At 34.7% G+C, this 16,081-nt stretch carries 9 protein-coding genes; 6 read left to right on the top strand and 3 right to left on the bottom strand.

All coding sequences use genetic code 11. From position 1 onward, the window contains the following. Genes ACMA47_RS04105 through ACMA47_RS04095 form a run of 3 tightly spaced genes read left to right on the top strand, consistent with a single transcriptional unit; the run spans window position 1 to window position 7,769 of the window. Window positions 1-3,525 carry a DUF5977 domain-containing protein gene (locus tag ACMA47_RS04105; protein ID WP_413928784.1) on the top strand — a complete coding sequence of 1,175 codons (3,525 nt, stop codon included), beginning with the start codon at window positions 1-3 and terminating at the stop codon, window positions 3,523-3,525. Between the two features lie 6 nt (window positions 3,526-3,531). Next, window positions 3,532-7,173, top strand: a complete 3,642-nt coding sequence (locus ACMA47_RS04100; RefSeq protein ID WP_413928783.1) for a DUF6443 domain-containing protein — start codon at window positions 3,532-3,534, stop codon at window positions 7,171-7,173. Window positions 7,174-7,178: 5 nt separating this feature from the next. Next, window positions 7,179-7,769 (top strand): hypothetical protein, encoded by a 591-nt coding sequence (locus ACMA47_RS04095; RefSeq protein ID WP_413928782.1) that lies wholly within the window; start codon window positions 7,179-7,181, stop codon window positions 7,767-7,769. A gap of 349 nt (window positions 7,770-8,118) precedes the next feature. Here ACMA47_RS04095 and ACMA47_RS04090 read toward each other — a convergent pair whose 3' ends face one another. Next, the gene (locus ACMA47_RS04090; protein ID WP_034695336.1) at window positions 8,119-8,463 is read right to left on the bottom strand and encodes a MerR family transcriptional regulator; all 345 of its coding nucleotides are present in this window, start codon (window positions 8,461-8,463) and stop codon (window positions 8,119-8,121) included. A 210-nt stretch (window positions 8,464-8,673) separates the two neighbouring features. Between ACMA47_RS04090 and ACMA47_RS04085 the strand changes: the two genes are divergently transcribed. After that, entirely contained in the window at window positions 8,674-9,555 is an 882-nt protein-coding gene (locus ACMA47_RS04085) for an AraC family transcriptional regulator (RefSeq protein WP_413928781.1), read from the top strand. A gap of 172 nt (window positions 9,556-9,727) precedes the next feature. On the opposite strand, the gene ccoG is transcribed toward ACMA47_RS04085, so the two are convergent. Continuing rightward, window positions 9,728-11,170, bottom strand: coding sequence for a cytochrome c oxidase accessory protein CcoG (ccoG, locus tag ACMA47_RS04080; RefSeq protein ID WP_253317805.1), 1,443 nt, complete (start codon window positions 11,168-11,170; stop codon window positions 9,728-9,730). Window positions 11,171-11,423: 253 nt separating this feature from the next. Here ccoG and ACMA47_RS04075 point away from each other — a divergent pair, with 253 nt between their 5' ends. After that, window positions 11,424-12,317 (top strand): SMP-30/gluconolactonase/LRE family protein, encoded by an 894-nt coding sequence (locus ACMA47_RS04075; protein ID WP_413928780.1) that lies wholly within the window; start codon window positions 11,424-11,426, stop codon window positions 12,315-12,317. An 85-nt stretch (window positions 12,318-12,402) separates the two neighbouring features. Here ACMA47_RS04075 and ACMA47_RS04070 read toward each other — a convergent pair whose 3' ends face one another. Continuing rightward, the gene (locus ACMA47_RS04070) at window positions 12,403-13,710 is read right to left on the bottom strand and encodes a DEAD/DEAH box helicase (RefSeq protein ID WP_413928779.1); all 1,308 of its coding nucleotides are present in this window, start codon (window positions 13,708-13,710) and stop codon (window positions 12,403-12,405) included. A gap of 519 nt (window positions 13,711-14,229) precedes the next feature. Here ACMA47_RS04070 and rpsA point away from each other — a divergent pair. Continuing rightward, complete coding sequence (gene rpsA / locus ACMA47_RS04065; RefSeq protein WP_034695342.1) at window positions 14,230-16,020, top strand: 30S ribosomal protein S1; 1,791 nt, start codon at window positions 14,230-14,232, stop codon at window positions 16,018-16,020. The last annotated feature ends 61 nt before the right edge of the window (window positions 16,021-16,081 follow it).

Here is a 16,081-nt window from a genome sequence, read left to right as displayed (position 1 = left end):
ATGAAGAAAAACAAATATAAATTAATAATTCTTTTTTCGCTTTTTATACATACAGAATATAAATCACAACAAACATTACTTGAGAAGCAAGTATATAATGTAGCCTCTCCTGAAGTAGCAAGCTTAATGAAGTACAGTGATTTTTCTGAACTGGATTATATTGGAAAGACCAATATATCAGTTCCTATCTATACTGTAAATTTTGGGAAAATAAAAATACCGATTGACCTTTCCTATAATACCAAAGGAAATAAAGTTGCTGATATTGCTACATCAGTAGGACTAGGCTGGAATCTAAATGCAGGTGGCAATCTAACTGTTAAGGTAAATGATCAGAATGATTTTACAGAAACTTACGCATATTACACAAACTCCACTTTTGAACCAGAACAATCGTATTCATGGCACAGGCAATCTAAAGGATATTTGTGTACAACATGGCCAGATCAGCTTTTCTATTCAAATATTAATGGACAACAATTATGTATAAACCATAGAATTGAGTGGAATGATGATGGAATGGTGGATGCAGCCCCTGATTTCTATTATATTAATGCACCAGGATTTAATGATAAATTTTATCTGACGAGAATTAATGATACACAGTTTAAAGCTCATTTTTTTAATTCTACCAATGCCAAACTAAATAACAATCTCATTTTAACAATAAAACCTACTTGTGGAGGTTATGAAAGTACATACTGGGGAAATGCTGGAAAAGCCAGTGTTTTTTATCAAGCAGACAAGTTTGAAATTATAGGAGAAAATGGGTATATATATACTTTTAATGACTACGAAATAGGTAAAATAACGGAGTACCCACAAGATCTTTTAAGTCACGATTCTTACCAGGTTAATAATTGGTATCTCACTAAAATGAAAGATCCAGTTTCGGGGAGAGAAGTAAAATTTGAGTATGAAACTTATATAAATAATTATGAGCATCCTTCACTCAATACGATAGAGGATTTAGATTTTGGAAACTATAATGTCGCAACTAACTATTCATTAGGAAGCAATTCATCAATTTATGAAGCTCCGCCCTTGATCTATAATAAGTTTACCACTTCTCAGTTCGCTGTTAAAAGATTAAAAAAACTTATAACAGAGCAGGAGACCGTTGAGTTTACATATGAATTTAACAGAATAGATTATCCAGGTAATGGACTTTCCAATATTAAAGTGAAGAGTAAAAGTGGAGATGTCATAAAACAGGCTAACTTCACATATTCCTATTTTGATTCCAGCGGGTGTACAGCAGGTAATTATGAATGTAAACGTCTAAGGCTGGATAAAATTGAAGATTCTTCTTTAGGAAGTTATAGTTTTTCTTATGATATTAATAATTTCCCCCCAAGAAACTCTTCAAAAGTTGATTTTTTAGGGTACTATAATAATAATAGCTCTAATATTACCTTTTCAAAAACTGACTTTCACCCTTATGACTTGAACTATTTCTCTAAAGCAAAAATTTACTTTTATCCTGATTTAAATACTGATAATATTTTACCCTTTAAATTAGTCAATAAACAACCATATTTTGAACGTGGAGGATTAGATAAAACACCGTCCCCTCTTTCTAAATTGGGATTGTTACAAAGAATAGTGTATCCAACAGGTGGAGCTTTAGAATTAAATTATGAAAATGATGATTTTATCTATGAAGGGGAAAAATATATTTTGGGAAGTACAAGAATCAATAGTATGAAACTATATGATTCTCAAAACAGTGTAAGTAAAGAAATAAAATATAAATACCTCAATACAAATAATAAGTCTTCAGGGCAGATTAATTTCATTACAACTCCTTCTAATGCAACAAGGACATATGTTTCTCCTGGTATTGGATTTAATACAGGCGCAATTGTCGGATATTCCAGAATCGTAGAAGAAGTAACAGGAAAAGGATATATAGAGAAAAACTATAGCAATTTCAGTGATTACCCAGATAAATTTATGGTATCTGATACTAATTTTACAGATCAGGGAGTTAAAAACCTTCTTAAATTCTTAAAATTTCCAAGTTCTTATGTCCAGTCTTTTGATGGGAGAAGAGGAAAACTGCTTTCTGCAAATTATTATAAAGAGGGAGTAGCTACACCTATAAAAAAAGAAACTTATACTTATGATTATCATGTTAAAGATTCTATTAAAGTTCAGAAAGCATTTTCATCATATATTAATTTTGGATATAATATGTCAGGGACTTATACTTCATCAAATTACCTGTTAAGATATTTCAATAATACAAGCTCCAATAGCAGAGAAGAACTCTTTACAGGAGGCAGTATGAAAGAAGAAAACTTCTTTACTTATGATGATACAAGACTAACATATAAGAAGTCTGTTTCCAATGGGGATATCACTGAGGAATATTATAGAAACGCCAAAGATAAAAGCATACAAAAATTGATTGATGCTAATATTTTAGATACTCCCGTTGAAATAGAGAAAAAGAAAAATGGTAAACTGTTAAGTAAGGAACTGTTTAAATATGACCATAGCTACACCGTATTACCAAGTGCTGTAATATCTACTGATATTGGTAATAATACGCTTAATACAGAAATAACTTATGACCACTATGACATGAATGGAAATTTGGTACAATATACTACCAAAGATGGAATTTCTACAGTAATTGTGTGGGGGTATGGTCTAACTCAGCCTATTGCTGAAATTAAGAATGTGAAATTCACTGATATTAGCTATACATCAATGTCTACTATTTCAGAAGCTTCCGATCTAGATGCTGCTGCAGGGACAAACAATGATGAATCCAATTTATTGAATGCTTTAAATACGTTTAGAAACAGTCTATCCAATTACGAAATAACGACTTATACTTATGATCCATTAATTGGAGTGAGGACTATTACCCCGCCTTCAGGAATTAGGGAGAATTATATTTATGATTCTGCGGGGAGACTTGAAAAAATAGTTGATGCTAACAGTAATACTATAAAAGAATATAAATATAATTATGCTCCAACAAAATATTATAATTCTGAAAGGAGTGGTACTTTTGCTAAATATTGTGGAAGTGGGGGAATAGGTACAGCCTTTACTTACATTGTACCAGCTAATAAATATACCTCAATGATTAGCCAATCTGATGCTGACCAAAAGGCAGTAGATGAAATTACAGCAAATGGACAGAATGCTGCTAATAATAACCCCAATGCAATATGTACAACAATAAACTGTACTGTAACAAAAGGAAGTCAGATTAATCAATTTAATTATGGATCTATCTCAGTGAGCAATCCCACGACTTATAGAGTACAAATTGGGTTCTTATACGAAACCAATAATCAATATTGGAATCAGGGTGGTGCGATTATAGGAAAAATTAATGGGACTTGTATCCCTAATGGAATCCGTACCTCTAGCGCGTACTCCAACGGAATATGGAATCTGACAATTGACACCAACGGTTACATTAAAGCAACCATATCATCAGCCTCACCTTCTCTGGTAAATAATACTAATGTAGCTTTAGACTTTACTTTTTCTATTAATTAACAAATCATGAAAAAAATAATAATCCCCATAAGTGCTTTGTTGATAACGAGTACTTTACAAGCACAGCTTACTACGCTTCCCAATACAGAAAATTATATACAGAGTAAAACATATCTTGATTATAATGGAGTTACAGCTACAAAATCCTTAGAAACTGTACAGTATTTTGATGGGCTGGGAAGACCAAAACAAATAGTCAATGTAAAAGCCTCACCATTAGGAAAAGATGTGGTTACTCCTATTGAATATGACCCGTTTGGAAGACAGATAAAAGATTACCTTCCAGTTCCACAAGGGAGCACTTTAAACGGAGCTGTTACGCCTAACCCTTTAGGCAATCTTGCAAGTAGTCCTTATGGCAATGAAAAGATTTACTCTGAAAAGGTTTTAGAAAAATCACCTTTGGACAGGATTTTGGAGCAGAAACAGGTAGGTAATGACTGGAATGGAAAATCTGTAAAGTTCGGATATGATGTTAATTCTACATTAGACAAGATTAAAAAGTTTACCGTTACTACAACCTGGGTGAATAATGCTACATTGTCAGCTATTAGTACCATTGGAATGTATGAAGAGGCCAAATTGTATAAAAATACAGTAACGGATGAAGATGATAATAAAACCATAGAATTTAAAAATGGCAAAGGACAGTTGCTATTGGTAAGAAAAGTAATCAGTGCTACAGAGAATGCTGATACCTATTACCTTTACAATGAATATGATCATCTGGCATTTGTTATTCCTCCTAAAGCTTCTATAGAGGCTAATCCTAATACCCTACTTAATGACTTATGTTACCAGTATAAATATGATGGCAGAAACCGCCTGGTAGAAAAAAAAGTTCCTGGCAAAGGTTGGGAATATATGGTGTATAATAGAGCTGATCAACTTATTCTGACCCAGGATACTGTTCTTAAAGGAAAAGGACAATGGCTCTTTACCAAATATGATCAGTTTGGAAGAGTTGTTTACACGGGAATCACAAATAATCCTGCAAGCAGGGCATCAATACAAAACAGCACCAATGTAAATACTAGTTTATATGAAACCAGGACTGCTGCAGTCGGATTTACCTTAAATGGCATGGCTGTATACTATACGAAGCTTTCCACCCCTTCCAATGTTAGCCAGATATTAAGTGTTAATTATTATGATACTTATCCTGCCTATAGTTTCAATCCTACATTTCCTTCAACTATTCAGGGAGCGCCTGTACTTACTGCCAATGCTACGACTGATGGAAGGAGCACTAAAGGATTTCCTTTGATGAGCTTTGTAAAGAATATTGAAGATGATAACTGGACGAAAAACTATACTTATTATGATCAAAAGGGAAGAGCTATTGGAAGCCATTCTATCAATCATTTGGGAGGATATACCAGAACAGAATCTGAGCTGGATTTTATAGGAGCACCAAAGAAAACGGTTACTCTTCATAAGAGATTAGCCAGTGAACCGGGAGTTACTATTACGGAACGTTTTGAATACGATAATCAGAACAGATTACTGGTTCATAAACATCAGGTAGATGATAAACAGGAAGAGATTCTTACAGCAAACAGTTATAATGAACTTGCTCAGCTTACCAATAAAAAAGTAGGTAATAATCTGCAGAGTATTGATTATGCTTATAACATAAGAGGTTGGCTGACCGATATTAATAAAACGCAGATGTCAGTTCCTGATTTAGGAGGAAAACTATTTTCCTACAAAATCAAATACAATCAGATGAATGGAATAGAGAATCCTGATCCAACATTATTCTCCGGGAAGAATGTAAAGGCAAAATACAACGGGAATATAGCAGAAGTTGACTGGAGAGCCGTAGAATCTATAGGAGCCAATCCACCTATAGAACCGAAGAGATATGGTTATGCATATGATGCCTTGAATAGATTGACAGCAGGATATTATCAAAACCCTGTGAATCGTTATAGTAAAGAGCATACTGAATCGTTGGCCTATGATCTGAATGGAAATATTACAAACCTTTACAGAACTTCTGCAGTAGAAGGAAACAATACAACTGCTACCGTTATCGATGAGCTGGAATATATTTATGGATCCAATAATCTAACCAATCAAGTATCTGTGATTAAGGACCACAAGAATAATCCTTCAGGATATGAAGGTGGAGGAGGAACGATTCAATATGACAGCAATGGAAATATGTGGCAGATGCCGGATAAAAACATTACCAAAATCACTTACAATCATCTGAATCTTCCCAATAAAATAGAATATGGAACTTTGGGGCTTTCAGGACTGCATAATTACCTGTACAGAGCAGATGGAGTTAAGGTACAGAAAAAACTTCCGAAAAGTGAGTGTGGGATCATCAACTGTTATACGGTAACTGATATTACAGACTATTTGGATGGTTTTCAATATTATCATAATGAATCCGATAATAATGGAGGAGGCAGTGGAGGCCTTGAAGAACTAAGCATGATCTCCGAAAAATTAAAATATGCCTATGAACAGCAGGCTTACAGCGCTGAAAGTGGCATTGCGATGGCACAGGCCGCTCCATTAGGAATAACTACTGTTAAGACTCCTCAGCTCATGTTTTTTCCTACGGCAGAAGGATTTTATGATTACGGGAAAGATCAGTATATTTACCAATATAAGGATCATCTTGGAAATACAAGGATAAGTTTTGCAAGAAACAGTGCAGGTGCTCTTGAAATCACAGATGCTAATGATTATTATCCTTTTGGGATGAATCACCTGAAAACTGGAAATGCATTCTTTGGATCTGGAAGTTATAAGAATTATAAGTACAATGGTAAGGAACTTCAGGAGACTGGAATGTATGATTATGGAGCTAGATTCTATATGCCCGATATAGGAAGATGGGGCGTTGTGGATCCGCTGGCTGAAGTAAATAGAGCTTGGTCTCCTTACAGATACGCATACAATAATCCGATACGATTTATAGACCCAGATGGAAGAAATGAAGATATTTATGAGCTAGATAGAAATGGTAGTATAACCTGGAGAGCGGAATCAGATAGAGATGTTATTTATGCTTCAAAAAATTTTGATAGCAACGGTAATCTCAAAGAAAAAAATGATGGTGGCGTTGATGTTGGTGAAGCTGGCTATATTGCGAAGCATACAAAAGAAGGGAATGTAGAGTACTCTAATGGTAGTAGTCAGACATACAGCATAATCGATTTTGATAATGAAAAAAAAGCTTTAGGAGTGCATGAATACATATCTGATAATTCAGATGCTGAGTTTATTGTATCAACAGGTTTAAAAGATGGCAAACAACAATCCATAATAGGAAAAGATGGAGCATTAGATAAACCGGCTACCCCGGGGGCGGTATCAATATATCCTTTTATAAATTATTTCGATAGCAATTCAATTTCATTGTTTGGACATAACCATCCGGATAATGTCTATGAAATTGGTCCTAGTGGATATGATATAAAAATGACGGGACGTAATGGGAACGACTTTGAAAAATTGAAATTACCCGGGAAAGCGGTAAAACAGGGAGATAAAAATAGTAGTTCTAGTTTTCCAAAAACAGCAACACTATTTATTTACAATCCTGGATATTATGTAGGTCCTAAAACTGTTTACTATAATCAAGAAGAAGTTACTTCAATCAAGAATGGTTATCATAAAAAGTAATAAAAATGGAAAAATTAATAATTTTAATATCTTTTTTGATATTTTCTCAATATTCAGCACAAAATAAAGTTGAAAAATTAGGCAAAATAACGAACGAAGTAATGAAGCTTTATGTGAAAGATACTTTAAAACGACCTTTTAAATATGGAGATAATATAGCCATAAGCATATTTTCAGATTCGACTTCTAATAAAAGTGGTTTATATATAGAAACATTAGATAAAGACTTTCAACTTTATAAAAATACCGTTATTTATAAATGGTTTACTTTTCAAAATAATAATATTATTGTTTTTTGTGGTTTTAATTCAACAAGTAAATGTCAACAATATTTTAAATCATTAAATTTTAAAGTTGATGAAAAAAATAATACTGAAATAGTAGATCAGGAAACTTATTCTGGTAGATTGGACGAAAATACTAAGCTTTGGACTATTGGTATAAACAAAGAATATAAAATTACTGAGATTAGTGGAAAAATGATTGATGCTGAAATTGCTAATCCTCGAGAATTTAAAAAGTTTTTAAACAAATTTTCTTCATTAAAATTGTATCAACTTTATGAAGGTGGAGAATTAATAAATATTAAAAAATAATATAAATTTTAGGTAATGTATTTACTTGTATAAATTATATGGCTTTTAGTTAATAGAATACCCCGCTACCGCACGAATCCTTTCCTGTGGTAGATAAAAATAAACCCACTGCAACCGCGGTGGGTTTTATTTTTGGCTCAGAAATCTGAAATCTTGTTAACCATTTAATAAACCGTTTCCAGTCACTTAGAAAGTTCGTTCAGCCCGTTTTATAACCCTTATAATCTCCTTAGCCAAGGGGGAATTAAGTATGTTATAAAAATAGCTGTTGATTATATTTCCCGATAGACTTAAATAAAAACCTCCGCTGCAATTCATTGCAGCGGAGGTTTTTATATTTTCAAAGAAATTATTCTTCTTCTCTTTCTCCCAAAGATTCTTTCAGCTTAATCAATTCAGCTTTTACAAATTCCAGGCGGTCAATTAGAGTGATGGTTTCGGAAATTTTACTGTTGGTCGTCAAGGCAACACGGGCTCCGTCCAGAGTATATCCTTTTTCTTTCACCAGATGGTAGATCATCTGAAGGTTTTTGATGTCTTCAGGAGTGAAATATCGGTTTCCTTTTCTGTTTTTTTTAGGCTTGATAATCGGGAATTCCTGTTCCCAGTAACGTATTAATGAAGTGTTTACATCGAATGCTTTCGCAACTTCTCCTATCGAATAATACAGCTTATCAGGTAAATTTATTTTCATTTTACAACTCCTAAACTTCAAAGATAAAAATTTTTTAAAGTTTCACCCAAAATATATTGTAAAAAGTGCAGTCATACTTTGTTTCAAAGGAATTTATGGGGTTAAATTCATCCTTTAATAACAAACGTTTGTTGTAGTAGATATAAAGGTTCATGATATACTGGTTCTTTTTTGTCTAAATTTGTGAATTCTTACGAAACATAAATATAAATGAATCCAATCTCTGTTCTTCATATCGAGCTTTTTCAGGCGGGTAAAAATACTTCAGATTTTTATTTTAATACGATGAAGAATCATTTGGTGGTGGGACATCGTCATATAGAGAAACCTCACAGACATGATTTTTATGCTGCTGTTCTTTTTACTAAAGGAACAGGTGTACATGAAATAGACTTTCAAAGGTATGAAGTTTCGGAAGGAAGTCTGTTTTTTCTGTCACCAGGACAGATTCACAGTTGGGAACTTTCCGAAGATATTGATGGGTATATTTTCTTCTGTTCTCAGGAGTTTTATGAAATGCATTATGTGAATCAGAAACTGAGAAATTTTCCTTTTTTCGGATCTGTATCGTTTCCAAGAAAACTTCAGTTGGATGCTGGTGAGCTTAAGAAAAACATTAGCTTATTTCAGGAATTGGGAGAAGAACATCAGACTAAAAGTATAATGAAAGAAGGGCTGATTTTATCATTGATGTCTCAGATTTTTATCAATGCTTCCAGATTGTTTTCAAAGGACTTTGATACAATGGATTCAGCTGCCGGACTTTCTTATTTTAAACATTATCAGGATTTTGAAAATCTGATTGAACAAAACTTTACCAAACATAAATCCATTACCCATTATGCCTCTTTATTAGGTATTTCATCCAAACACCTGAACAGGATTGCACAGACTGTTGTTCAAAAAACGGCTACTGATGTGATTACAGAAAGGGTAGTGCTGGAAGCCAAAAGAATGCTCATGTATCTGGATGAAAGTTTGGTAGAAATTGCTTTCCGTTTAGGATATGAAGAATATTCCTACTTTGTAAGAGTATTCCGGAAAAGCTCCGGAATGACTCCTACTCAGTTCATGAGGAAATATAAGGCTTAATGAGTGTAAAATTTAAAGTTTATGGGTCAAAGTTTAATGGAGAGATTGTTGTAAACCACCCGTCAAAAATTCTTTGAATTTTTGCCACCCCTCCAGAGGAAGGGAATTAGGGAAATATCAACGACTTTTTCTGATCCCCACAAACTGCAACCTATCACCTATCATCTGCTACCTAAAGAGCCAGTTTAAACGGTCCTTCAAAAGTCGTTTCAAACGAATCAACTAATTGTCCTTTTTCATCAAATACTCCGATGACCATATTTTGTTTTGAGAACTTAATTTGTTCTTCAGGGAAGGAAATGTTGATGTTTCCTTTCAGGATCTGATCTCCTTTCAATATGATTTTTTCAGAACCGAAGTAAGTGATCTCTGCATTTGTTGGCGTGATAACTTTAATGGTAAGGGTCTTTTTCTCGTTTGATTTATTCAGAAGAGTGTAAATAAAGGTGTTGGTGATTTTACCATTTTTAACAAAGAATGTAGAACCTGCCGGTTTGATGAATTTTGCTTCCATAGAACCACGGTCGTACATTAAAAATCCAAGGAATCCAATTAACAGAGCAAGGATAACGGTTGTTGCTTTCATTCTTGGGGTAAAGCGGAATTTATCCTGATTTTCAATTTCGGCTTCCGTTGCATAACGTACCAATCCTTTAGGTAAACCAACCTTTTCCATGACTTCATCACAGGCATCGATACAGGCTGTACAGTTCACACATTCCAGCTGCTGTCCGTTTCTGATATCAATTCCTGTAGGACATACCACAACGCATTGGTTACAGTCGATGCAATCTCCTTTTCCTGCTGCTTTTCTGTCTTCGTTATTTCTCCATTTTGCGCGGCCTTCACCTCTTTTAAAATCATAATATACATTGATGGTCTGCTTGTCAATCAATACTCCTTGCAGTCTTCCGTAAGGACAAACCAGTGTGCATACCTGCTCGCGAAGCCATGCGAAAACAAAATAAAACGTCATGGTAAAGAAAATCATCACAAGAAACTTCAGTGAGTTTCCTTCCGGTCCTTCACTCATAATACGGAAAACTTCTTCGTAGCCCACAATGTACATGAACATAAAGTGGGAAATAATCAGTGAAATGAGAAGGAAAACAGACCATTTAGTCAGCCTCTTTCTTATTTTCTCTGCATCCCATTCCTGTCTGTCAAGCTTCATTTGTTTATTTCGGTCACCTTCAATCCAGTATTCTATTTTGCGGAAAACCATTTCCATGAAAAGAGTCTGCGGGCACAGCCAGCCACAGAATATTCTTCCAAAAACTACTGTAAATAGCATTACAAAAATTACGGAGGTTACTGCTCCTAGAGCAAGAATGAAAAAGTCCTGCAGGTAGAAAGGCTGTCCAAGGATAAAAAACTTTCTATCGATCACGTTAATGAGAAGAAAAGGATTGTTATTGATCTTTACAAAAGGCAGCCCAAAGAAAATCGCAAGAAGAAGATAGCTGGTGTAATTTCTGTAGTTGGTATACTTTCCTTTAGGTTTTCTGGGGAATATCCATTTTCTTTTCCCGGTTTCATCCATGGTTCCTACGGAATTTCTGAAATCTTCATTTTCAATTTCCAAAGACTTGATATTGTTGGACTCTGCGCTCATTGTTGTATGCTATAAAGTATTTTGGTACAATTTTCATCCAGATTCATCATTTTTTTAAGATATTTTCCATGAAAAAAAGTGATTGATCCTGTTACTGCAAAGCTCCGGATTATATCTTTTTATTACTAATATGATCTACGTCCAAAATAGGACAATTGGGACATTTTACTTCTATGATTTTTATTGTATCAAAATGAGAAAATATTTTGAAACTTTTGAGTCATATCGTAAATTGCAGTTTTAAAAATGAAGCATGAAGAATATCTTTAAAATAAGTATGATTGGTTTGGTTTTCGCATTGGTAAACTGTCAATCAGTAAATTATAGTAAAATGTTTTATGAAGGAGTACAACCGGAAATGGTTTCCGACAAGTTCAGTTTCACAGAAGGACCATCAGCAGATAAAGAAGGGAATGTTTACTTTACCGATCAGCCTAACGATAAGATTTATTATTGGGATTGGAAAAGCAATAAAGTGATCGAGTTTTTAGATAAAACGGGAAGAGCCAACGGAACACACTTTGATAAAGATGGCTATTTAATTACCTGTTCAGACGATCAGGGTGAGATCTGGAAGATTTCCAAAAATAAAAAAGTTGAAGTTCTGCTAAAAGGTTTTGAAGGAAAAAGACTGAATGGACCGAATGATGTCTGGAATGATGAAGTGGGAGGAATGTACTTTACAGACCCTTTGTATGAAAGAGATTACTGGATTGGTTTTAAACAGGAAATCCAACATAAAAGTCTTTATTATAGGGATAGAACAGGAAAAGTCACGAAACTGGATACCTTCACACAACCTAATGGAATTGTAGGAAGCGAAAAATTAAAGAAACTCTATATTTCTGATATTGATGCCGGAAAAACCTATGTATATGATATTCTAGGAGAAGGAAAATTATCTGAGAAAAAACTCTTCTGCGAAATGGGTTCAGACGGAATGGAGCTGGATAAACACGGAAATCTTTACTTAACGGGAGATGGTGTACATGTTTTTAGCCGTTTGGGAAAGAAAATTTATCATATTTCTATTCCTGAGAAGTGGACATCCAATGTGGCTTTTGGTGGCAAAAACAATGATATTCTCTTCATTACTGCCTCGAAATCAGTATATACTTTCCCTACAAGGGTGAGAGGGATTAAATAATTTTGTGCCATAGCGACGAAGCAATCTCTTTTTATTACAGATGAGATTGCTTCACTTCGTTCGCAATGACAATTGAGTGGAAAGTCTAATAAGCAACCTCCATTTTCACTTTCTTGCCTTTCAGTTTTTCGTTCTGAAGCTTTCTTAAAAGAGCATTTACTTTATTTCTGGCAACGGCAACATAGGATGTGGTGTCTTTTACTTCAATAATTCCTACATCTTCTTTTTGTAGTTCTCCCTTCTTTAGCAGATATCCTACAATGTCCACTTTATTAACCTTGTCTTTTTTTCCTGCGCTGATGTAAACAGTCTGGAAAGGTGTTTTTTGCGGAACTTTAGTAAATCCGGCAACACTTTCTTCCGGGGTATTATTTTTAATGAACGGAAAGTTTTCCTCTTCAGTCATGATCAGGTAGACAAAACCTTTGGCATTCATTCTTGCGGTACGTCCGTTTCGGTGGATGAAAGCATCTTCTTTTGGGGGAAGCTGATAATGAACAATAGATTCTACTTCAGGAATATCAAGTCCGCGGGCAGCAAGATCAGTTGTAATAAGAATTCTTGCAGAATCATTTCTGAATTTTAATAGGGCACGTTCCCTTTCATCCTGTTCCATACCACCATGGAAGGTTTCTCTGTCGATTCCCATTTGGTTGAGAAGTTCAGAGATACGGTCTACAGCTTCACGGTGATTACAGAAAATCAACGTTCTTTTGTTCCCGATTTTACAAACCAGATTGAAAAGAGTATCCAGTTTTTCTTCAGGAATAGTCATTACTTTTCTCAGCTGGAGATCCGGTTTTACATCATTTTCTTTAAGGAAACTGATTACTGTTTCATCTTTTAAGCCTGTAAAAGCCGGAATTTCATCCATTGCTGTAGCAGATGTTAAAATTCTTTGAGAAAGTCCTTTTAAAGAATTGGAAATAAATTCCATATCATCATGGAAACCTAATTCCAGAGCTTTGTCGAATTCATCAAGAACCAGTGTTTTAATCGTTTTCGGATCAAAATTGTTATTTCTTAAGTGGTAAACAACCCTTCCAGGAGTTCCGATCAATACAGCCGGAGCTTCGATTAAGTTATTAACCTCAATTTTTTTATCATGTCCACCATAGCAGACAGAAACTTTAAAATCTGTTCCCATAGATTTAAAAACCTGCTCAATCTGTAAAGCAAGTTCCCTTGCCGGAACTAATATCAATGCCTGAACTCCCTGAACATTTTTTTTCAGATTTCTGAGAACAGGAAATAAAAAGGCAAGCGTTTTCCCTGATCCTGTGGGAGAGAGTAAAACAATGTCTGTATGATCTTCAGACGCTTTATAAGTAGATTTCTGCATCTGATTCATATCCTGAATCTGCAGTTTTTGATAGATCGGCTGTAATTCCATGCTGCAAAGGTAGTGAATTTAAGCGGGTGATGGGTGGGAGAGTTTGAGGGTTTGAGGGTTTTAGAGTGGTAGGGTTTTAGAGTTGAAGGGTTTGAAAGGGGGAGAAAAGTGAGGGTCTTCTTTAATTCTGTGTTCCTGTCATTCTGAATGAAGCGTAGCGAAATGAAGAATCTCTGCTTATTACAGATGATTCGTGAACTACGTTCGTAAACTTTCAGTTTGTGCTCGGCATGACAGCTGATATTGCTTCATTCTAAATTTAAGACAGTTAGTATTAGGATGTCATGCCGAGCTCAGTCGAAGTATTCTTTTAATCAAAGTATTGATTTTTAAATATATAAGTTAAATATTAGCCTGCTGAAATCTATTGCTTATTTTAAATAAAATTCATATCTTTGCACCCACTTTTGTGGCGAAAAGGTTTGAAGAGTAAATTACTTACAATTAATTACTTCCGTATTTTTTAATCCGCATTTATTCAAACCGTTAAAAAAGAAGGAATACAAATTTTATTAGAAAATGTCAAAAGAGACAAATTCAGCAGAGGTTTTATTAAACCAAAACGTAGCACCAGAACAATTTGATTGGGATTCATTCGAATCAGGTCTTGATGCAGATGCGAGAAAAGAAAAAAGCGATTTAGAAGAAATCTACAACGGATCTTTAAACAACCTTGACGATAACGACGTTTTAGTTGGTAAAGTTGTAAGATTAACTGATAAAGAAGCTATCGTAGACATCAACTTCAAATCTGAAGGTGTTATCTCTCTAAACGAATTCCGTTACAACCAAGGCCTAAAAGTAGGTGATGAGGTAGAAGTAATGGTTGACAAGAGAGAAGACAAAACTGGTCAATTACAATTATCTCACAGAAAAGCTAGAACACTTAAAGCTTGGGATAAAGTAAACGAACTTCACGAAACTGGAGAAATCGTTAACGGTTTTGTTAAATCTAGAACTAAAGGTGGTATGATCGTTGACGTTCACGGAATCGAAGCATTCTTACCTGGTTCTCAAATTGACGTTAAGCCAATTAAAGATTACGATCAGTTCGTAGGAAAAACTATGGAGTTCAAAGTTGTGAAAATCAACCCTGAGTTCAAAAACGTAGTTGTATCTCACAAAGCATTGATCGAAGCAGATATCGAAGGTCAGAAAAAAGAAATCATCGCTCAGCTTGAAAAAGGTCAGGTTCTTGAAGGAACTGTTAAGAATATCACTTCTTACGGTGTATTCATTGACTTAGGAGGTGTTGATGGATTGATCCACATTACAGACCTTTCTTGGTCTAGAGTGAACCACCCATCTGAAATCCTAGAGGACGGACAGACTGTAAAAGTTGTAATCCTTGATTTCGATGATGAGAAAACAAGAATCCAATTAGGTATGAAGCAATTAGAAGCTCATCCTTGGGATGCTCTTTCTGCTGACTTGAAAGTAGGTGACAAAGTAAAAGGAAAAGTAGTAGTTCTTGCTGACTATGGTGCATTCGTAGAAATCGCTCCAGGTGTTGAAGGATTAATCCACGTTTCTGAAATGTCTTGGTCTACTCACTTAAGATCTGCTGGAGATTTCGTAAAAGTAGGTGATGAAGTAGAAGCTGAAGTATTAACTTTAGATAGAGAAGAAAGAAAAATTTCTCTTGGTATCAAGCAATTGTCTAAAGATCCATGGGAAAACATCGAAGCTAAGTATCCTGTAGGATCTCAGCATGTAGGAACTGTAAGAAACTTCACTAACTTTGGTGTATTCGTAGAGTTAGAAGAAGGTATCGACGGATTAATCTACATCTCTGATCTTTCTTGGACTAAGAAAATCAAGCACCCATCTGAGTTCTGCGCAGTAGGTGATAAATTAGACGTTGTAGTTCTTGAATTAGATATCCAAGCTAGAAGATTATCTCTAGGTCACAAGCAATTGACTGAAAACCCATGGGATAAATTCGAAACTAAATATGCTGAAGGAACTATCCACGCTGGTAAAGCTGTAGAAGTTCACGATAAAGGAGCTTCTGTTCAATTCGAAGATGCTGAAGTAGAAGCATTCTGCCCTTCAAGATTATTAGAGAAAGAAGATGGATCTAAAATCAAAAAAGGTGAAGATGCTCAGTTCAAAGTAATCGAATTCAACAAAGAATTCAAGAGAGTAGTAGTATCTCACACAGGTATCTTCAGAGACGAAGAGAAGAAAAACGTAAAAGAAGCTTCTTCTAGAAACGTAACTTCTTCTTCTAACAACGAAGAAAGATCTACTCTTGGAGACATCGATGCATTAGCAGAGTTGAAAAGAAAAATGGAAGAAGGTAAATAATCTTTGAACCATTCATACATAAGGAGCCGCTCGTTTGAGCGGCTTTTTTTATGAGTATATA

The sequence above is a fragment of the Chryseobacterium sp. T20 genome (assembly GCF_047345655.1).
In the GTDB taxonomy this organism is placed as follows: Bacteria; Bacteroidota; Bacteroidia; order Flavobacteriales; family Weeksellaceae; genus Chryseobacterium.
Note: the sequence above shows the minus strand (reverse complement) of the source record. Positions and strands in the feature narration are given on the sequence as shown.

Coding starts and splice junctions, on each gene's coding strand:
- rpsA (WP_034695342.1), top strand. CDS start 14,230: ATGTCAAAAGAGACAAATTCAGCAGAGGTTTTATTAAACCAAAACGTA.
- ccoG (WP_253317805.1), bottom strand. CDS start 11,170: ATGAGCGCAGAGTCCAACAATATCAAGTCTTTGGAAATTGAAAATGAA.
- ACMA47_RS04085 (WP_413928781.1), top strand. CDS start 8,674: ATGAATCCAATCTCTGTTCTTCATATCGAGCTTTTTCAGGCGGGTAAA.
- ACMA47_RS04070 (WP_413928779.1), bottom strand. CDS start 13,710: ATGGAATTACAGCCGATCTATCAAAAACTGCAGATTCAGGATATGAAT.
- ACMA47_RS04095 (WP_413928782.1), top strand. CDS start 7,179: ATGGAAAAATTAATAATTTTAATATCTTTTTTGATATTTTCTCAATAT.
- ACMA47_RS04100 (WP_413928783.1), top strand. CDS start 3,532: ATGAAAAAAATAATAATCCCCATAAGTGCTTTGTTGATAACGAGTACT.
- ACMA47_RS04075 (WP_413928780.1), top strand. CDS start 11,424: ATGAAGAATATCTTTAAAATAAGTATGATTGGTTTGGTTTTCGCATTG.
- ACMA47_RS04090 (WP_034695336.1), bottom strand. CDS start 8,463: ATGAAAATAAATTTACCTGATAAGCTGTATTATTCGATAGGAGAAGTT.
- ACMA47_RS04105 (WP_413928784.1), top strand. CDS start 1: ATGAAGAAAAACAAATATAAATTAATAATTCTTTTTTCGCTTTTTATA.